Source organism: Nocardia sp. CDC153 (genome assembly GCF_035818515.1).
Lineage (GTDB): Bacteria > Actinomycetota > Actinomycetes > Mycobacteriales > Mycobacteriaceae > Nocardia.
The window spans coordinates 446323-464504 of sequence record NZ_JAYKYU010000005.1 but is presented as its reverse complement, the minus strand read 5'-3'; the positions used below and the strand labels follow the sequence as shown (position 1 = coordinate 464504).

Sequence of the window (18182 nt, the reverse complement as noted above, 5' to 3'; positions counted from 1 at the left end):
CGGGTGACGACCCACTACACCGACACCGATCCGCACACCTTCAACTGGCTGCTGGCCGACTTCGTGCGCACCACCGACGGCGTGCGCGACGCCGTGGCGGTGTCCTCCGACGGGCTGCTCATGGCCATGTCCCAGGGGCTGGACCGCTCCGCGGGCGACCGGCTCGCGGCCATTGTCTCCGGGCTCACCAGCCTGGGCCGAAGCGCCTCGCGCAGCTACGATTTCGACGGCTTACGGCTGATCATGATCGAGATGGGCCGGGGCTTCCTGCTGGTCTCGGCCATGGCCAATGGCAGCTGCATCGGCGTGATCGCCGACAACAACGCCGATGTCGGCCTGGTCGGCTATCAGATGGCCGTGCTGGCCGATCGCGCGGGCGCACTGCTGACCCCCGCCCTGATCAGCGAATTGCGGGAGTCGTTGAGCCGATGAACGATTCGCATCGGCTCCCGGACGAGCGCATGATCGCGCTGACCCGCCCCACCGGGTGGTCCGGTGCCGCCGCGCCCGAAAACGCCGACCGGGAGCGGGGATTCGAAGAGGCCGAAGAGCAGGTGGTGCGGCCCTTCATGATGACCTCCGGCCGCACCACGCCCGTGGTCGACGGCCTGCGCCTCGAGACGCTGGTGCGCGCCACCCCCGCGGCGCTGTCCGCACCGCTGCGTTTCGAGCTCGAACGGGTGGTGCGGTTGTGCCAGCGTCCGCATTCCATCGCCGAAATCGGTGCGGCGCTGCGGGTGCCGGTCGGCGTGGCCCGGGTGCTGGTGAGCGATCTGGTGTCCGCCGGGCACGCGTCGGTCGGGCACACCGACGAACTCTCCACCGCCGCACTGGAAAGGATCCGGGACCTTGTTCGGAACCTCTGACGAACCCGCCCCGCTGGCCTCCTCGGTGAAGATCGTGACCAGCGGCGGCTTCGGGGTCGGGAAGACCACCTTCATCGGGGCCATCTCCGAGATCGAACCGCTGGCCACCGAGGCGGCCATGACCGAAGTGTCCATGGGCGTGGATGATCCGGGCCTGGCCACGGGCAAGACCACCACCACCGTCGCGCTGGACTTCGGCCGCATCACCCTGGACGCGAGCCTGGTCCTCTATCTCTTCGGCACGCCGGGCCAGGAGCGCTTCGAATTCCTCTGGGACGACCTGCTCGACGGCGCGCTGGGCGGGGTCATCCTGGTCGACACCGGGCGCGTCGAGGACTGCTATCCGGTCCTGGACTTCTTCGAACAGCGCGGCACGCCATTCGTGGTGGCGGTCAACCGATTCGACACCGGCGCCCGCTACGCCCTCGAAGAGGTACGCGAGGCCCTCGACCTCTCCCCCACCATCCGCCTGCTGGATTGCGATGCGCGCGACCGCGAATCGGTCAAGCTCGTTCTCGTAGCGCTCTTGGAACAGATCCTGCAGTCCCGCCGCACCCCCGCCCTCGTGGGCTGACGCCAAAAATCGCCCCGGGTGCGAACGCACCCGGGGCGATTGCCCGAAAACCCTTCGCTTTTATGCGAATTAGCGGCCGAAAGATCCGGTCCACAGGGTGTTGAGAAGACCACCCAGAGCCGCGCTACCGGTGTTGAGCACGCCGTTCAGCGCCGCGGAACCAGTGTCGATGATAACCGGGATCATGTTTCAACCTCTCTCTGTTGGACGCCGCCGTTCGGGATTTCCGCTCGGCGACGGGACCCACACTGCCGAGGCACACTGAGGCGAACCTTGCCCGTAGCTGAGGCGTAGCTGAGACCCGATGTGTGACCCGTCACAAGAGAGAGGACCGTCCAGTTTCTACTGCGGCGGCTGCGCGCCCGCCGAGTACAGACTCACCTCGCCATCCTCCCCGAGAAACGCGTTGACCAGCATCGTTCCGCTGGAACGCAATTCGTCGGGGTCCGGCGCGGCGGTGGTGATGGAGATCTGCGGGAGCGCTCCCCAGTTCACGACGAACCGATCGGGCGGTCCGTTGTCGTCGGAGAGATGCGCGAGCCGGAAGACCGACACCGTCCGGCGAACAATGAGATTCCGGACAACCTCGGCAATTCGCTCGGGGTCTTCCAGCGCGAACATGAAACCGAATCGTAGCTCCGGCGAGGACGCGTATGCGGGCACGAATACCGAGGCTAACGGACTATGGCGCGCCGCGCCTTCGGCGCGCCGCAAAGGTAGCTATTCATAAGCCTTGGTAAGCGCACATCCGGGCCGGAAGCCTCGCGCAGGTCGAGCCCAGCCGTCGAACCCGTCTCGTCCAGCACCCGCGCAGGTGTCGATCAGCCCGTAACCGCCGCGGCCATGTGACCGTCTTGTAATGCTGTATAACAATTTTCAGGCACCTTCGCCGATCACGCGCCGGACGGTTGCACCCCTCCGACTATCGCGCTTTCCTGAATATGTCCCGCATTATCGGACAGTCTTCTCATCGCATCGTCGCGGATTTCCCGGTTACTTCACCGTGTCGCTGGTGGTGGGCTGTTGCGTTCCGGGTGCGGGGCTGCGCCGGAGCCGAGGGGAGCCCCTCCCCGAAACCCCCTCGGCCCTGGCGCATCCAACCATGCGACGGCCGAGGGTGGGAATAATGGCAATCGAGTACTCCGGAGCGGGATTCGGGGCCGAGCTCCCCTCGCCCGCCACACTCTTACGCGCCTTCCGAGAACCGGTCGGCTCCGATCGGCACGACCGCGACGTCCTCGAATCCGCTCACGAACTGGTGCAATGCCATGAGGGACGCCACCGCGCCCTGGAACTGGCGCACGCACCCACCGCCACCCCCGACGATGTGGCGAGCTGCACCCATCTGATCGACAAGATCGACGCCCGCCGGGCCGCGCTGGTGGCCCGCATCGACGACTGGGTGGCCGCGAACATTCCACACCGCGCCGGGGCCTCGCTGCACACCGAGACCCTCGGCGCGGTGATCGACCGCATGGCCGCGAAATGGGTTGTGGCGCAACAGGCCCTGGTCAGCACCGACCAGGAACCGTTGCGCGCCACCACAATTCCCGACGGGGGCGTGAAACCCGCCGACGTGGGTTCGAAAGCGGCCGACGGGCGGGGACGGCGACGGCCGGTCGCCCACCGCATCAGCGAGGACCGCCCCCGACGCGGGGTGGACACCGAAGCCCACCTGCAGTGGTACCGCCTCGCCGAACTCGCCGACGGCTACAAGGATCTGATCACGGAAGTCGCCCAGCACCGCAGACGGCTCCCGACCTGGTAGAAAACCCAGCTCTCGGGACTCTCAGGGGCTTCGCCCCCGAACCCCCTCGAGAATGCGGGGCTCCGCCCCGGACCCCGCCAACTAGCGCGGGTCGATTACCTCGGCGTCGATGACGTCGGAGCCGTCGATGCGCTCGCTCACGACCGGCTTCGTTGCCGAATCCTCCTGGGCGGGTGGGGGTTCCGGTTCGTCATCGAGGTTGTCGGCCAGGTCCTCGGCGGTGGCGCGCTGGGCGGCGGCGTCCTGCGCGGCGGCCGCGGCGGCTTCCCGCATCTCGATGGCGTCGGTGATCCAGTCACCGATCTCGCGCGTCACCTCGGCCACCGTGCCGGTGATGATCGAGGCGATATTGCCGACGTGCCGGGCTCCCGACGCCGTCAGTTCCTGGATCAGATCCTTGTTGCTCTCGAATTTAGAAATCATTCACACGCCCACTTCACTCGGCTGCCCCCGCCGCATGACGATAACACCGGGTACGGACGAATTCTTCACCAGGAACGGCGGCAGCGCGAGCTTGAACAGCTTCACCCAGACCGAGCCGATCTGCTTGGCGAACCGACCGGTGTTGTAGGGCAGCCCGTGCTTCTCGCACAGCGCCTTCACCTCGGGCGCGATCTCCGGGTAGCGGTTGGCGGGCAGGTCCGGGAACAGATGGTGCTCGATCTGGTGCGAGAGGTTGCCGGACATGATGTGGAACAGCTTGGAGCCCTTGATGTTCGCCGAACCCAGCATCTGCCGCACATACCACTCGCCCTGCGTCTCCTCGGCGCATTCCTCCTGGGTGAACGTCTGTACGCCGGTCGGGAAGTGGCCGCAGAAGATGATGGAGAAGGTCCACAGGTTGCGGACCAGATTGGCGCTGAAGTTGGCGGCCAGCGTGGACACGAACAGCGGTCCGGTCAGCGCCGGGAACACCACGTAGTCCTTGAGCACCTGGCGGCTGGCCTTGCGCCACTGGCCCTTGACCAGCGTCTTGATCTCGTCCCAGGACTTCTTGCCCTTGACGATGTTCTCGACCTCGAGGTCGTGGCCCATGACGCCCCACTCGAAGGCGAGCATGAGGATGAACGCGTAGAGCGGGTTGCCCAGCCGCAGCGGGTTCCAGCTCTGCGCCTCGTCCACGCGCAGGATGCCGTACCCGATGTCGCGGTCCATATCGAGGATATTGGTGTAGGTGTGGTGCATGTAGTTGTGCGAGTGCCGCCACTGGTCGCCCGGGCAGACCGTATCCCATTCGAAGACACGGGAATTCAGCGTCGGCTCGCGCATCCAGTCCCACTGGCCGTGCATGACGTTGTGGCCGATCTCCATATTGTCGAGAATCTTGGAGATGCTCAGCGCGGCCACGCCCGCCAGCCAGAATGGCGGCAGGAAGCCCAGGTAGAGCAGCCCGCGACCGGCGATCTCGAAGCCGCGCTGGGCGCGGATGACGCTGTAGATGTACTCGCGGTCGCGATCGCCGAGGTCCTCGGTGATGCGGGCGCGCAGCGCGTCGAGTTCGCGGCCGATCTCCTCGACCTGTTCGACGCTGAGAACCAACGGGCCCTCGGTGGTTTCGGTGAGAATCGCCATGATCCCTCCTAGATAGCGATGTCGACGTCCCCGACGGGGGCGTTGATGCAGAGCTGGATGGGTTGATCCGGGTCGCTGTCGAGCTCCCCGGTGCGCAGATTGCGGGTGCAGCCGCTGCGCTTGACGGCCGTGCAGGTGAAGCAGATGCCCATGCGGCAGCCGTACTGCGGGCTCAATCCCGCGGATTCGGCCTGCTCGAGCAGGGTTTCACCGCTGTTCTCGGCGACCACGCCGCTGCCGGAGAAGCTCACCTTGCCCTCGGCGTCGGCCGGGTCCACCACGGCGGTGGTGAGGGTGAACTCCTCGCTGTGCAGCCGATCGCCCAGCTGCTCGGCCTCGTAGACCGTGCGCACCGCGGCCATCAGCGGCGGCGGGCCGCACAGGTAGGTCTGCGCGGTCGGGAACCAGGGCGCGAGCGCCTCGAGTTCGTCGTAGCCGAAGTGGGCGTGGCGCTGGGTCTCCGGGTAGCGGAATTCGATGCGGATATTGCCGTGCTGCATGGCGATCGCCTCGAGCTCCTGGCGATGCGGCACGAATTCCGGAGAACGGTTGTAATGCAGGAACAGGATCCGGCCCCGATAGCCCTCATTGGCCAGGGTGCGCAGCATGGACAGCACGGGCGTGATGCCGCTGCCGCCGCTGATCATCACGATCTGTTCGGGCCGCGGCTGCGGTAGATGGAAGACGCCCGCGGCGGGTTCGAGGTCCACGACCATGCCGGGAATCGCGTTCTCGTGCAGGTAGTTCGAGACCAGCCCGTGCGGGTGCGCCTTGATGGTGAGCTCGATGTGCCGGTCCCGACGGCCGTCGGCGTTGACCGGCGAATAGCAGCGGGTGTGGCGAACGCCGTCGATCACCACACCGATCTGGATGTATTGCCCCGCGACATGTCCTGCCCACTGGCGACTCGGCCGGAGCGTCAGCGTGACCGATCCGAGCGCGCTGCGCCGCACGTGGGTGATCTCCGCGCGCAGCGAGCGCCGGGTCAGCGTGGGCCGGACCAGCTCCAGGTAGCGGTCCAGCGGATGCGGGGTGGTCATGGTCTTCTGCACCAGGTCGAGTAGTCCGACCATGTGAGCCTCCTGGATTTCGGTGCACATCTGTACACTGAGTTAGTGTGCCGAAAGGAACCCCTCCAGTTCAACCGGCAGTTCGTGTGACCCACGCGACATCTCTCGAATGGAACGAATGTGAACGCATGTATGCTCATCGAGATGAGCGAGCAGGCAGCAACCCGAGTCGAGCGCAAGGAGCGCACCCGCGCGGCGCTGCTCGACGGCACCCTCGCCCTGGCCGCGGATCGCGGTTTCGCCGCGCTCTCGCTGCGTGAGATCGCGCGTTCGGCCGGGATCGTGCCCACGGCCTTCTACCGGCACTTCACCTCGCTCGACGAGCTCGGCACCACCCTGGTCGAGGCGGGTGTGCGCCAATTGCGGCTGGCGCTACGGGAAATGCGGCGCACGCCCGATGCCAAGCTCGCGCAGACCGTGCGCTTCGTGTTCGATCAGGTCGACGGGCAGCGTGACCTGTGGGGATTCCTGCTGCGCGAGCGCTACGGCGGATCGGCGGCGCTGCGCGGGGCGATCAGCGCCGAAATGCAGCTCATCGAGCGGGAATTGGTGGCGGACCTGTCGCGGGTGCGGGCGCTGGACGCGTGGTCGCCCGACGATCTGGAGTTGGCCGCGGGGCTCATCGTGTCCACGGTGGCCGACCGGATCGCCGATTACCTGATGAGCGACGGCCGCGAGGGTGCGCGCGTCATCGAGCGTGCGGTGCTTCAGGTTCGGCTCATCGCGCTCGGCATGGGTGTATGGAAGCCCTGAATTCAGCGGCCGCGCAGGTCGTCTCCGCGAACCGGCAGCAAGAGCATCAGGCCGATGACGAGGACCAGGAGCAGACCGATGATTCCGGCGCGCTCGGCGTTGAAGGTCCAGACGAAGAAGCCGAAAAGGGTTGGGGCGAGGAATGATACGGCTCGCCCCGTGGTCGCGTAGAGGCCGAACAGCTGCCCCTCGCGGCCCGGTGGGGCCAGTCGCGCCAGGAACGAGCGTGCCGAAGCCTGTGCGGGACCGACGAATACGGTCAACAGCAGGCCGAAGATCCAGAACATGAGCGGGCCGGAGAGCAGCAGCAGGAAGGACCCGCAGATGATCATGCCGGTCAGTGCCGTCACGATCACGGCCTTGGGTCCGGTGCGGTCGTCGAACCGGCCGCCGACCAGAGCGCCCAGCGCCGCAACGACATTCGCGGCAATGCCGAACAGCAGCACGTCGGAGTCGGCGATACCGTAGACGCGGACGGCCAGGATCGCGCCGAAGGTGAAAACCCCGGCCAGGCCGTCGCGGAAGATGGCGCTGGCGAGCAGGAATCCGACGGTGCGGCGGTCCACGCGCCAGAGTTCGCGCACATCGCGCCAGAGCACGCGATACGAGCCGAGGAAGGCCCGGGCGGGCACCGCCGCACCGGGATCGGCGTCGGTGCGCGGCACCTCGGGGACGTAGCGGAACAGCGGCACGGCAAATCCGGCGAACCACACCGCCGCCAACACCGCGACCAGGCGAATATTGAGCCCGTCATCGATCGGCACGCCGAGCAGTCCGCGGTAATCCCCCTTGCCGGCGATGAACCCGAAGTAGCAGATCAACAGCAGCAGGATGCCGCCGAAATAGCCCATGGACCAACCGAATCCGGAGATCCGACCGACCGTGGCGGGGGTCGACACCTGCCGCAGCATGGCGAAATACGGCACATGCGAGAGCTCGAAGGAGGCCGACCCCACGGCCAGCAGCACCAGCCCGACCCACAGATGGTGGTAGTCCTTGCGCACGAAGAACATGGCCGCCATCACCACGACGGTGAACGCCGTCAAAATCCCCAGCGCCAGTTTGCGTTTCGCCGTGGCGTCGAACCACTGCCCCGCCACCGGCGCGGTCAGCGCCACCACCAACCCCGCGGCCCCCAGCGCCCACCCCAGCCACGCGCTCGGCGAAACCCCGCCCGGCAGCCCCTCGCCCACCTTGTCGGTCAAATACACCGAGAACACGAAGGTGAGAATCACGGCATTGAACGAGGCCCCCGCCCAATCCCACAACCCCCACGCCAGCACCGGCCCCCGCCCGGTGGCCTGCCCAACCGCCGCCCGCCCCTCGACCCCCGAGCCCTCGCTCATGCAGCGCAGACTACTGACCTCGGCCGAAAAATGTGCCCCGGCCGGCCATTCCACCCGAAATGTCGCTCAACCCGGCCGCCCGGCATGCCTCACTCCGTCATCCCGGCATGCTTTGGCCGGAATGACGAGGGGAGTCCGCGCCGGAATGACGGCGAGCGTCAGGGAGCGGGCGACAGTTCGGAAATGCGGTCTGCCCCCGTCGTGTCGGCGTCGGATCTTCTCGTTCCGCAGGCGTGAATGTTCGCCGGGACCCAGGTCTCCAGTGCCCGGCCGTGGGCCTGTTCGACGTGGTCGGCCCAGGGGCGGCGGCGTTGGTCGTCGGTCATGGCGAGCAGGGCGTGGAGTTTGTCCCAGGCGTCGGGGTCGGCGGGCGTCCAGACCTGCATCCACGCGCCCGCTATCGACGGCATGGACATGCTGGTCATGTACATGACGAGTTCGCCGACGGCGAGGTTGCGGATGACGCGGGTGCGGCCGAGGGGCACGGCGACGTCATTGCGGGCCCACAGTTCGGCGAAACGCGGGCTGAGCGCGACCATTTCGTCGATGAACGCCACCCATTCCGGATCGCCGATATTGCGGGCGTAGGCGGCGCGCAGGTAGCCGACCATGCGGGCCAGATGCTCGGGTTCGGAGTGCGAGGGGTAGGGGGTGCAGCACTCGTCGGCCAGGAACACCTTGCGCAGCACATTGCGCGAGCCGCTCATGAACATGGGATACATGACGGTGTAGGCCGCATTGTTGGCGATGACATCGTATTTCGCGCTGAACAGGGCGGCGGGCAGCGGATGCATGTGATCGAGAATGATCTGAACCTCCTCGGGCACCGGCTCTTCCACGACCGGCGACGGGATGGTCGGCACATCCGCGAGCCGGTACAGATGCGCGTGCTCCGCACCGTCCAGCGCCAGCGCCCGGGCGATCGCATCGAGAACCTGCACGCTGCAATTGATGTCGCGCCCCTGCTCGAGCCACGTGTACCAGGTGATCCCCACCCCGGCCAACTGCGCGACCTCCTCGCGCCGCAACCCGGGTGTGCGCCGCCGCGTCCCCACCGGCAGGCCCACCTCCTCCGGCCGAATACGCGCCCGCCGCGATTTCAAGAAGGTCGACAGCTCCTCCCGACGCGCCTTGCGCACCGAGCGCGATTGACCGTTCCGCACCGCGGCGTCGGACATCGTATCGATCAAGGGTCCGCACGGATCCGCTCCTGACACCATGCGTCCATGGTGGCGGTTCCCGCTACTCGTATCCAGGTGGTGTCGGTACCCGTATAACCAGGCTCCTGTTCCCCGCTCCCGCGCCACCGCACCCTCGGTTCATGACACAGAGCTTGACCCAATCCCCCACCGCGGCGGCACCCGCCCCGGTCGCCACCCGGCGGCCGATCGCGGTCCTCGCCGTCATTCTGCTCGGCCAGTTCATGGCCGTCCTGGACGCCTCCATCGTCAATGTCGCCATCCCCTCGATTCGAACCTCCCTGCACGCCACGGGTTCCGGGCTGCAGCTCGTGGTCTCCGGGTACGTCATCGCGTACGCGGTGCTGCTGGTCACGGGCGCACGCCTGGGCGACCGGTTCGGGCAGCGCACCCTGTTCGTGACCGGGCTGACGGTGTTCACCGTCGCCTCCCTGGCCTGCGGTCTGGCCTGGAGCTCCGGCGCGCTCATCGTCTTCCGATTCCTGCAGGGCATCGGCTCGGCGGCCATGGTGCCGCAGGTCATGACGTTGATCCAGCGCCAGTTCACCGGTGCCACCCGGGCCCGGGCCCTGTCGACCTACGCGGCCGTGATCTCCAGCGGCTTTGTCGCGGGCCAGATCGCGGGCGGGCTCATCCTCGATGCCGATATCGCCGGAACCGGCTGGCGCGGGGTGTTTCTCGTGAACGTCCCGATCGGGCTGGCGCTGCTGGTCGCCGCGCCCCGCATCCTGCCCGCGGCCACCGTCCGGGTCGACCGCAAGCTGGACCTGCCCGGCTTGGCCGTGCTGACCGTCTCGGTGCTGGCCCTGGTGGTGCCGCTGGTGCTCGGCCACGAACAGGATTGGCCGTTGTGGACGCGCATTGCCCTGGGCGCGGCCGTCTTCGGATTCGCGGGCTTCGCGCTGGTGGAACGGCGGGCGCATCGCGTTGGCGGTGAACCCCTGTTCGCCGACCGCGTGCTGCGGGCTCCCGGCGTGGTGCTCGCCGCCATCACCCTGTTCCTGATCATGTGCACCTTCGGCGGCTGGACCTTCGTCCTCACCATTCACCTGCAATCCACGCTGGGCTACAGCGCCCTGCACGCCGGGCTGGTGTTCCTGCCCAACGGCGTGACCTTCGGCCTGGTGAGCCTGTACTGGACCCGCATCCCGGCACGGCTGCACCGCGCCATGATTCCCACCGGGCTGCTGATCGCCGCCGTCACCATGGTTGTCATGGGCCTGCAACTGCGCGACGCCCATGACATCGGCCCGCTCGACCTGATCACCTTCGCGCTCATGGGTATCGGCTACGGCCTCGCCTTCAGTCCTCTGATGGCCCGCACCACCGGCAAGATCCCCGTGGCGCTGGCCGCCGACGCCAGCGGCATCCTGGTCACCTGTGTCCAGTTGGGTGTGGTCATCGGGGTGGCGAGTTTCGGCACCGTGTTCCTGACCATCGCGGGCGGGACCGCCCTGTCGGCCGCCCACGCGGTCGGCGTCACCGCCTTCGCGGAGGCCGTCACCGCACTCGTGGCCGCGGCCTTCGCCTTCCGTGCCGCGCGCTAGCGGATCGGGAGTACCGCCAGGACCGGGTCGTAGGCCCAGTTGAGCATGCGTTCGGCGTCGTCCCTCGCGGCGGCGCCGCTCCATGCGGCGCTGTGCAGGACCACGCCGATCAAAGGGATTCCGGCGCGGACGGTTTCGAAGAGCAGACAGGCTCCGGCGGCGTCGGTGGAGCCGGTTTTGATGCCGATGGTGCCCGGATAGTGGCGCAGCAGGAGATTGGTGGTCTGCCAATTGTGTTCGCGGTGGCCGGGGCCGCCGGGCAGGAAGTGGCTCTGGGATCCGGCCACTTCGCGGAACACCGGGAGGACCATGGCGCGCAGGCCCAGCGCGATCAGGTCGGCGGGGGTGGAGTAGGTGGAGTCGTCGGCGGGGACGGGCAGGCCGCTGGGGTCGGCGAAATAGGTTGCGGCCAGGCCCATTTGCGCGGCGGTGCCGTTCATCTTGGCCAGGAAGCCGTCCAGGCCGGGGCCGTAGGCGTCGGCGAGGGTGTAGGCGGCGTCGCAGCCCGAGGGCAGCAGCAGGGCATAGAGCAGTTCGCGGGTGGGCAGCACCTCACCGGCGGACAGGCCCGCCGTGCTGCCGTCATTGCGGACGCAGTAGGCGATGGCCTCCGACGGGACGGTGACGGGTCGCTCGAGGTCGCCCGCGGTGATCACGACCAGCGCGGTCATCACCTTGGCGATGCTGGCGATCGGGACCGGGGTGTCCTGCTGACGGGACCACAGCATCGTGCCGGTTATCCCGTCGGCCAGCGCGGCCGCGGGGGCCTGCACGCCCTCGGGCTCGGAATCGGTCCAGGGCAACAGAGTACGAGGGGGGCTCGCCACCGGGTCGGCCGCGGCCACGCCATGACCGACCGCCATGACCAGCGCCGTTGCCACGGCAGCCTGCAACACACGAGCGAATGTCCGCATGGTGTCTGTATACGGGCTGGTGCGCGAGAAGTGATCGGCGACACACCGATGCGGTGTCACGGTTGCCGGTCCGGGCGGTGTCTCCAGTCATGTCCGAGTCATTCGGGGAAACGAAGGAGTGCGAGATGAAGGCCCTGATCGTGTGTGTTTCGGTGTCGCATGGGAATACGCGCCGCGTCGCGGAGGCCATGGGCGAGGTGCTCGAGGCCACCATCGCCGAGCCCGAACAGGTCGAGGTGAGCGACCTCGACCGGTACGACCTGGTCGGCTTCGGGTCGGGAATCTTCAATCAGATGTTCCACCCGCGGCTGCGGGCCTTCGTGCGGGCGCTGCCGAAACAGCCGCGCGGCAACGCATTCGTCTTCGCCACCAGCGGGTTCCCGCCGCAGTTGTGGCCGATGACCCGGCTGGCCCGGCGCGCCGGATTCGATGTGCTCGACACCTTCTCGGTGCGCGCCTTCGACACCTGGGCCCCGCTGCGACTGGTGGGCGGGGTCAACAAGGGCAAGCCCGACGCGGCCGATCTCGACGCGGCACGCGCCTTCGCCGCCGGACTGCGCGCCCGGGTGACCGCGGGGGCCTGAAAGTCCCGGGCGCGCAGGTCTTCTCAGTTGACGGTGAATGTGTAGGTGGGCGCGGTGCTCGCACCCTTGGTCGCGTCGTAGCTCACCGTGTAGTTGCCGGTCCCCGGGGCGGGCACCACGAACACGGCGAAAAGGTCTGCCTTGTCGATGGTTTGATTGCGATCGAGCAGCTCGTCGATGAAGCCGCGGCTGTCGGCGACGACGGTCTGGCCGTCGGGTGTCTTGAGGCTGAAGTACTCGGTGAAGACATTCAGGCCGCCGTCACCGATGCCCGAGCCGCCGACCAGCTTGATGTGCAAGGCCAGATTCATCTTGTTGCGCTCACCCTTGACGTAGCTGGGTGTCAGTGTGCCGCTGGTGATTTCGACACCGGTCTGGTCCTGCACCAGCTTCCCGGAGACCGTCAGGGTCTTGGGCGCGACGCTGTCGGCCTTGGCATCGGCCTTCAGCGGGATCTTGGTCTGATTGTCGGCCGAGGTGCCGAACACGACGGTGATCGTGTCGAGCAGGTGCTCGGCGCTGTCGAGCTTCTTCACCGAGGTGGTGACATCGCCTGCGGCCGAACCCTTTCCGGGCACATCCGGCAGGTCGAAGCCGGTGCCCGGGGAGATCGCGCCGTCGATCTGGATATCGGGGATGACGCTGGGCGTGGCGTCCTTGGTGGTGGTGTTCTTGAAGGTCATGTCGACGCGCACGCTCGCGCCGCCGGAACCGTCGGGCGTGACGGTCGCCTTGTCGACGGAGACCTCGAAGCCCTCGTACCAGCCGGTCTTGCCGATGGTCCGCACTGTCGCTTGCGAATTCGAGTCGCCGGTCTTGTCGGTACCGCCGGTCTTGTCGGTACCGCCCGGATTCGCCCCGCCCAGCGGCGTGCCGCTGACCGTGCTCACCGGTGTCGCCTTGGTGGTGTCCTTGTCGTTGCACGCTGTCATGAGCATCGCGGAGCTCGCGATGAGTACCGCCGCGGTGACGGTGGTGAGTTTCGAACGCACGGCTGCCTCCCCTGATTCGCCGTTCAGTGTCCTCCGCCCGGCGGACCCGGGCGTTTGATTCGCTCTGAAATCCACCCCGCGCACGGGCGCGTTAACCGAGCGCTCCCCGGCGCGCCCGACGCGGACGCGAAAAAGCCCCACACCTGCTGGTGCGGGGCTTTTCGGAGCTACCGTGAATCAGATAGCGCGGACATCCTGGGCCTGCGGCCCCTTCTGCCCCTGGCCGATCTCGAACTCCACGCGCTGACCCTCTTCGAGGGACTTGAAACCCGAGCCGGAGATGGCCGAGTAGTGGACGAAGACGTCAGGGCCGCCACCATCCTGCGCGATGAAGCCGAAGCCCTTCTCGCCGTTGAACCACTTCACGCTGCCTTGAGCCATTGCTTACTTCAATCTTTTCTGTCGATGAGCCGGGCTTATCACGTCCGATCGCCCAGTCTCTGTACCACCACAATGCCCTGTCGCGACCAATAAGTCGCTACCGGCACGGCTAATTGTGAGACAACCAACCGTACGCCACAGAAGTGATCTGTGGACACGCAGGGCTCAATAATATGCACTGAATTGCATAGTACGGGTTGTAGCAGTTACCCTGACCGCATGGCTCTCGAACACGCGCTGCTGGTATCGCTGACCGAACGCGCCAGCTCGGGCTACGACCTGGCCCAGCGCTTCGACAAGTCCATCGGATTCTTCTGGCACGCCACCCACCAGCAGATCTACCGCGTCCTCAAGCGCATGGACGAGCAGGGCTGGGTGACCGCGGAGACGGTCCCGCAGGACGGCCGCCCCGACAAGAAGGTCTACACCGTGTCCGAGGCCGGGCGCGAGGAACTGATCCGCTGGATCGGCGAGCCCACCGAACTCGAGCCCATGCGCAACGAGCTCGGCGTGAAACTGCGCGCCGCCTCGCTCGGCGACGTATCGGCGCTCATGGCCGAGGTGAAGCGCCATCGCGACCAGCACGAGCACCGGCTCGACCTGTACCGCACCTTCGAGAAGAAGGACTACCCCGCGCCGGATCAGCTCTCCGGCAAGAAGCTGCACCAGTACCTCGTCCTGCGCGGCGGCATCCGCGTCGAGGAGGGCATCGTGGACTGGTGCGAGGAAGTACTCGACGCCCTGAAGCGCGACACGAAAGGCACTCGTCGATGAGCGCGTACCCGCACCTTTTCGAACCCCTGGACCTGGGATTCACCACGCTGCGCAATCGCGTGGTCATGGGTTCCATGCACACCGGCCTCGAGGATCGGGCCTGGCACATCAACCGACTGGCCGCCTACTTCGCCGAGCGCGCCAAAGGCGGTGTGGGCCTGATCATCACGGGTGGCTACGCGCCCAACCGCACCGGCTGGCTGCTGCCCTTCGGCGCGAAGCTGACCAACAGGACCGAGGCCTACCGCCACCGCGCCATCACCAGGGCCGTGCACGCCGAGGGCGGCAAGATCGCCCTGCAGATCCTGCACGCGGGCCGCTACTCCTACATGCCGACCAGCGTGTCGGCCTCGGCCATCAAGGCCCCGATCAACCCGTTCAAGCCGCGCGCGCTGTCAAGTAAGGGCGTCGAGGAGACCATCGACGACTACGCGCGCTGCGCGTCGCTGGCCAAGTTCGCCGGGTACGACGGCGTCGAAATCATGGGTGGTGAAGGGTATTTCATCAACCAGTTCCTGGCCGAGCGCACCAACAAACGCAAGGACAAGTGGGGCGGCTCGCCGGAGAACCGGCGGCGCATCGCGGGTGAGATCGTGCGCCGGGTGCGCCAGGCCGTCGGGCCGGACTTCATCATCGTATTCCGTTTGTCCATGGCCGATTTCGTGGAGCAGGGCCAGACCTGGGACGAGATCGCCGCGGTCGCCAAGGATGTGGAGGCGGCCGGGGCCAGCATCATCAATACCGACATCGGCTGGCACGAGGCCCGGGTGCCCACCATCGTCACCTCGGTGCCGCGCGCGGCGTTCGTGGAATGGACCGCGAAAGTCAAAGACCTGGTGGACATTCCGGTGTGCGCGTCCAACCGCATCAATATGCCCGAGACCGCCGAGGAGATCCTGACCCGCGGCGACGCCGATCTGGTGTCGCTGGCCCGCCCGCTGCTCGCCGACCCGGACTGGGTGCGCAAGGCGCAGGACGCGCGGACCGACGAGATCAATACCTGCATCGCCTGCAACCAGGCCTGCCTGGACCACGCCTTCCAGGCGAAAACCGTTTCCTGCCTGCTGAATCCGCGCGCCGGACACGAGACCGAGCTGAAGCTGCTGCCGACCCGGCGCACCCGCAAGTTCGCGGTCGTGGGCGCGGGGCCGGCGGGACTCTCGGCGGCGGTGAGCCTGGCCCAGCGCGGGCATCGGGTGGATCTGTTCGAGGCCGACGACAAGATCGGCGGACAGTTCGACATCGCGCGCCGGATTCCGGGCAAGGAGGAGTTCAGCGAGACCATCCGCTACTACACCCGGCAGATCGAGATCACCGGCGTGCGTTTGCATTTGCAGACCAAAGCGACCGCCGAGCAGCTCATCGCGGGCGGCTACGACGAGATCATCCTGGCCACCGGGGTGAAGCCGCGCATCCCGAACATCCCGGGCATCGACCATCCGAAGGTGCTCACCTATGCCGAGTTGGTGCGCGAGGGCAAGCCGGTCGGCAAGAAGGTGGCGGTCATCGGCGCGGGTGGCATCGGCTTCGACGTGAGCGAATTCCTCACCGTCGACGGCCATCCCAGCCTCAAGCTCGACGAGTGGAAGGAAGAGTGGGGCGTCTCCGACGATCCCAATGTCCCCGGCTTCGTCACCACTCCCAAGCCCTCCCCCGCTGCCCGGGAAGTCGTACTGCTGCAGCGCAAGTCGTCCTCGTTCGGCAAGGACCTGGGCAAGACCTCGGGCTGGGTGCACCGGGCCGCGGTCAAGGCCAAGGGCGTCGAGCAGATCGGCGGGGTCAACTACGAGCGCATCGACGATCGCGGGCTGCACATCAGCTTCGGCGAGAAGCGCCAGCGCCCGCGGGTCATCGAGTGCGACAACGTGATCCTGTGCGCCGGACAGGAATCCGTGCGCGATCTGCAGGAGCCGCTGCAGAATGCCGGGGTGAAGGTGCATCTGATCGGCGGCGCGGACCTGGCCGCCGAACTCGACGCCAAGCGCGCCATCAACCAGGGCACCCGCCTGGCGGCAGGCCTGTAATGGCCAACCTCACCCGCCTGGGGCTGCCCGGCGACGAGCAGTCCTGGGCGGCCTTGGGTTTCACCGTCGGTGATGGGCGGATCCGGATCGGCACCATCGATTGCACGCTCGGCGAGGCGGCCTGGGGATTCGACGAAACCCACGCCGACCCGGGCACTCTCGGCGTCCCGTATCTGGAATCGAAGCCGCCCGAGTCCGATTGGGTTCCCACCCACGCCAACGGTGTGACGACCGTCGATCACGTCGTGTACTGGGTGCCCGATCTGGACGACGCCGTCACCAATCTGACTGCCGTCCTCGGCGTTCCGCCGCGACGGCGCTTCTTCCCGCGCGGCCCACAGGGGCCCGAGATGGCCTTCTACCGCGTGGGCGAGCCGTTCATCGAGGCGGTCACCTCGGGTCGGCCGCCCGCGCTGGTCGGCGTCGCCTTCATGGCGTCAGATCTGGACGCGACGGTGGCCGCCGTCCGGGCCGCAGGCGGACCCATCGGCGATCCGAAACCGGCCGTCCAGGGCGGCCGCATCGCCAGCGTCTGGTTTGGTCACCTGACCTGGGGAATCGCCTTCATGGAACCCAAATCGGCAGGGGTATAGTCTCCTGCGTTTTCGCGCGAGAGTTCCACGTTCGCCACTGCATCGCCCCATCTGATCTGCACTGATCCAAGGAGACGAGCACAATGGCATTACCCCGCAAGACCTTTGCCCTCGTGTGTTCCGCCCTGGCCGGCGGAGCCCTGGTCACGCTCGCCCCGCACGCCGCCGCCGCTGGCAGCGCGGCGTGCAACGGCGGCAGCCTCACCATCACCACCAGCCCGATCGGGATGGCGCCCGGCCCGGTCAACGGCGATATCAGCGGAACCGTCACCGGCTGCGACATCAGCGGGTTCCAGGGCACCTTCACCGGCAACGGCAACTGCGACGATGTGAACGTCAATGTCGACGCCGACCTGATCTGGAACAACGGCGACCGCACCCACGTGTCCGGCCCGTTCCACGTGCCCGGCGGCCCCACCCCGCCGGCCGCGAGCAACACCCTGAACGTGACTTCGGGAGAGGGCTCGACCCTCGCGGTGAACACCGGACCGATCGACAATGCCGGCGCCCTGGCCGCCGACTGCATGGCCAGCAATGCGCGCACGCTCACCGTGCCGCTGACGTCGGTCGTGCTCAGCTGACCCATCGAGACGACGAAGGCCCCGCCGAATCCGGCGGGGCCTTCGTCTATTCCGGGAACCCCACGCCCTAGCTAACCGCACGATCTTCCGCCCGGAAGCGAAATGACCTATATGGCAACCGATTCAGATGGTAAAGACTGTCGTACCGCTCTGCCATGATCGCGAGGCACCTGATTCAAACGATCTTGGGGGAGGAATTCTCAATGCATCTGTCTCGTAAGGCCGCTCTCGCCATGGTGGCCGCCACCGCCGCCGCGCTGTCCATCGGTGGAATGGGCACCGCCCAGGCCGCCGGAGATCTCTACGGCGCGATGGCCGTCGGCGACGACGGCTACTCCTACAGCATCGGCACCGCCTGGAACTACACCGACCAGGGCGCCGCCGACGCCGGCGCGCTGGACCAGTGCGGGCTCTCCAACTGCTATGTGAAGGTCCGTTTCGTGAACGGATGCGCCGCCATCGCCAACCGGGACGGCAATCTGTTCACCGGCCTGGGTCGCACCAAGGCGCAGGCCGAGCAGAACGCCATCGCGGCCAGCGGCTCGGGCCCGAACCCGATCCTGGTGAGCCTGGGCAGCGCCGAGGCGAGCCAGGTGCACATCAGCGATTCGCAGTGCACCGGCAACGCGGGCTGACCGATACCG

At 67.2% G+C, this 18182-nt stretch carries 21 protein-coding genes; 12 read left to right on the top strand and 9 right to left on the bottom strand.

Annotation, left to right across the window (positions count from 1 at the left end; all coding sequences use genetic code 11):
• The first annotated feature begins 3 nt into the window (after positions 1-3).
• The 3 genes from VMT65_RS28880 to VMT65_RS28870 are packed head-to-tail and all read left to right on the top strand — an operon-like array spanning position 4 to position 1440.
• Positions 4-432, top strand: a complete 429-nt coding sequence (locus tag VMT65_RS28880) for a roadblock/LC7 domain-containing protein (protein ID WP_326311638.1) — start codon at positions 4-6, stop codon at positions 430-432.
• Positions 429-866, top strand: coding sequence for a DUF742 domain-containing protein (locus VMT65_RS28875; protein ID WP_326311637.1), 438 nt, complete (start codon positions 429-431; stop codon positions 864-866). Before VMT65_RS28880 ends, VMT65_RS28875 begins: the two co-directional genes overlap by 4 nt.
• Before the next feature lie 13 nt (positions 867-879).
• The gene (locus tag VMT65_RS28870; RefSeq protein ID WP_326311911.1) at positions 880-1440 is read left to right on the top strand and encodes a GTP-binding protein; all 561 of its coding nucleotides are present in this window, start codon (positions 880-882) and stop codon (positions 1438-1440) included.
• 342 nt (positions 1441-1782) lie between these two features.
• Here VMT65_RS28870 and VMT65_RS28865 read toward each other — a convergent pair whose 3' ends face one another.
• Positions 1783-2103 carry a hypothetical protein gene (locus VMT65_RS28865; protein WP_326311636.1) on the bottom strand — a complete coding sequence of 107 codons (321 nt, stop codon included), beginning with the start codon at positions 2101-2103 and terminating at the stop codon, positions 1783-1785.
• Between the two features lie 463 nt (positions 2104-2566).
• Between VMT65_RS28865 and VMT65_RS28860 the strand changes: the two genes are divergently transcribed.
• Entirely contained in the window at positions 2567-3208 is a 642-nt protein-coding gene (locus tag VMT65_RS28860; RefSeq protein ID WP_326311635.1) for a DUF4254 domain-containing protein, read from the top strand.
• 81 nt (positions 3209-3289) lie between these two features.
• Here VMT65_RS28860 and VMT65_RS28855 read toward each other — a convergent pair whose 3' ends face one another.
• The 3 genes from VMT65_RS28855 to VMT65_RS28845 are packed head-to-tail and all read right to left on the bottom strand — an operon-like array spanning position 3290 to position 5853.
• The gene (locus tag VMT65_RS28855; protein ID WP_326311634.1) at positions 3290-3631 is read right to left on the bottom strand and encodes a hypothetical protein; all 342 of its coding nucleotides are present in this window, start codon (positions 3629-3631) and stop codon (positions 3290-3292) included.
• Positions 3632-4780: a fatty acid desaturase family protein gene (locus tag VMT65_RS28850; protein ID WP_326311633.1), complete on the bottom strand. Its 1149-nt coding sequence runs from the start codon at positions 4778-4780 to the stop codon at positions 3632-3634. It abuts the gene before it with no gap.
• An 8-nt stretch (positions 4781-4788) separates the two neighbouring features.
• The gene (locus tag VMT65_RS28845) at positions 4789-5853 is read right to left on the bottom strand and encodes a ferredoxin reductase (protein ID WP_326311632.1); all 1065 of its coding nucleotides are present in this window, start codon (positions 5851-5853) and stop codon (positions 4789-4791) included.
• Positions 5854-5994: 141 nt separating this feature from the next.
• On the opposite strand from VMT65_RS28845, the gene VMT65_RS28840 reads away from it, so the two are divergent.
• On the top strand, positions 5995-6603 hold the full coding sequence (locus VMT65_RS28840) for a TetR family transcriptional regulator (protein WP_326311631.1): 609 nt from the start codon (positions 5995-5997) through the stop codon (positions 6601-6603).
• A gap of 2 nt (positions 6604-6605) precedes the next feature.
• Here VMT65_RS28840 and VMT65_RS28835 read toward each other — a convergent pair whose 3' ends face one another.
• Both VMT65_RS28835 and VMT65_RS28830 read right to left on the bottom strand, forming a co-directional pair.
• Positions 6606-7949 carry an MFS transporter gene (locus tag VMT65_RS28835; protein ID WP_326311630.1) on the bottom strand — a complete coding sequence of 448 codons (1344 nt, stop codon included), beginning with the start codon at positions 7947-7949 and terminating at the stop codon, positions 6606-6608.
• A gap of 158 nt (positions 7950-8107) precedes the next feature.
• Entirely contained in the window at positions 8108-9169 is a 1062-nt protein-coding gene (locus VMT65_RS28830) for a helix-turn-helix transcriptional regulator (RefSeq protein ID WP_326311629.1), read from the bottom strand.
• Between the two features lie 101 nt (positions 9170-9270).
• On the opposite strand from VMT65_RS28830, the gene VMT65_RS28825 reads away from it, so the two are divergent.
• Positions 9271-10695: an MFS transporter gene (locus tag VMT65_RS28825; protein WP_326311628.1), complete on the top strand. Its 1425-nt coding sequence runs from the start codon at positions 9271-9273 to the stop codon at positions 10693-10695.
• Here VMT65_RS28825 and VMT65_RS28820 read toward each other — a convergent pair.
• The gene (locus tag VMT65_RS28820; RefSeq protein ID WP_326311627.1) at positions 10692-11609 is read right to left on the bottom strand and encodes a D-alanyl-D-alanine carboxypeptidase family protein; all 918 of its coding nucleotides are present in this window, start codon (positions 11607-11609) and stop codon (positions 10692-10694) included. The genes VMT65_RS28825 and VMT65_RS28820 overlap by 4 nt on opposite strands.
• A 125-nt stretch (positions 11610-11734) precedes the next feature.
• Here VMT65_RS28820 and VMT65_RS28815 point away from each other — a divergent pair, with 125 nt between their 5' ends.
• A complete protein-coding gene (locus VMT65_RS28815; RefSeq protein ID WP_326311626.1) occupies positions 11735-12193 on the top strand; it encodes a flavodoxin domain-containing protein in 459 nt (152 codons plus the stop codon).
• Positions 12194-12216: 23 nt separating this feature from the next.
• On the opposite strand, the gene VMT65_RS28810 is transcribed toward VMT65_RS28815, so the two are convergent.
• Together VMT65_RS28810 and VMT65_RS28805 are read right to left on the bottom strand one after the other, a co-directional pair.
• Entirely contained in the window at positions 12217-13185 is a 969-nt protein-coding gene (locus tag VMT65_RS28810) for a hypothetical protein (protein ID WP_326311625.1), read from the bottom strand.
• Between the two features lie 177 nt (positions 13186-13362).
• Complete coding sequence (locus tag VMT65_RS28805) at positions 13363-13566, bottom strand: cold-shock protein (RefSeq protein WP_062996784.1); 204 nt, start codon at positions 13564-13566, stop codon at positions 13363-13365.
• A gap of 219 nt (positions 13567-13785) precedes the next feature.
• Here VMT65_RS28805 and VMT65_RS28800 point away from each other — a divergent pair, with 219 nt between their 5' ends.
• The 5 genes from VMT65_RS28800 to VMT65_RS28780 all read left to right on the top strand — a co-directional run bounded on the left by VMT65_RS28800 (position 13786) and on the right by VMT65_RS28780 (position 18173).
• On the top strand, positions 13786-14340 hold the full coding sequence (locus tag VMT65_RS28800; protein WP_326311624.1) for a PadR family transcriptional regulator: 555 nt from the start codon (positions 13786-13788) through the stop codon (positions 14338-14340).
• Positions 14337-16364: an NADPH-dependent 2,4-dienoyl-CoA reductase gene (locus tag VMT65_RS28795; protein WP_326311623.1), complete on the top strand. Its 2028-nt coding sequence runs from the start codon at positions 14337-14339 to the stop codon at positions 16362-16364. Before VMT65_RS28800 ends, VMT65_RS28795 begins: the two co-directional genes overlap by 4 nt.
• Positions 16364-16957 (top strand): VOC family protein, encoded by a 594-nt coding sequence (locus tag VMT65_RS28790; RefSeq protein WP_326311622.1) that lies wholly within the window; start codon positions 16364-16366, stop codon positions 16955-16957. Before VMT65_RS28795 ends, VMT65_RS28790 begins: the two co-directional genes overlap by 1 nt.
• An 83-nt stretch (positions 16958-17040) precedes the next feature.
• Entirely contained in the window at positions 17041-17538 is a 498-nt protein-coding gene (locus tag VMT65_RS28785) for a hypothetical protein (protein WP_326311621.1), read from the top strand.
• A 203-nt stretch (positions 17539-17741) separates the two neighbouring features.
• The gene (locus tag VMT65_RS28780) at positions 17742-18173 is read left to right on the top strand and encodes a DUF4189 domain-containing protein (protein WP_326311620.1); all 432 of its coding nucleotides are present in this window, start codon (positions 17742-17744) and stop codon (positions 18171-18173) included.
• Positions 18174-18182 lie beyond the last annotated feature (9 nt).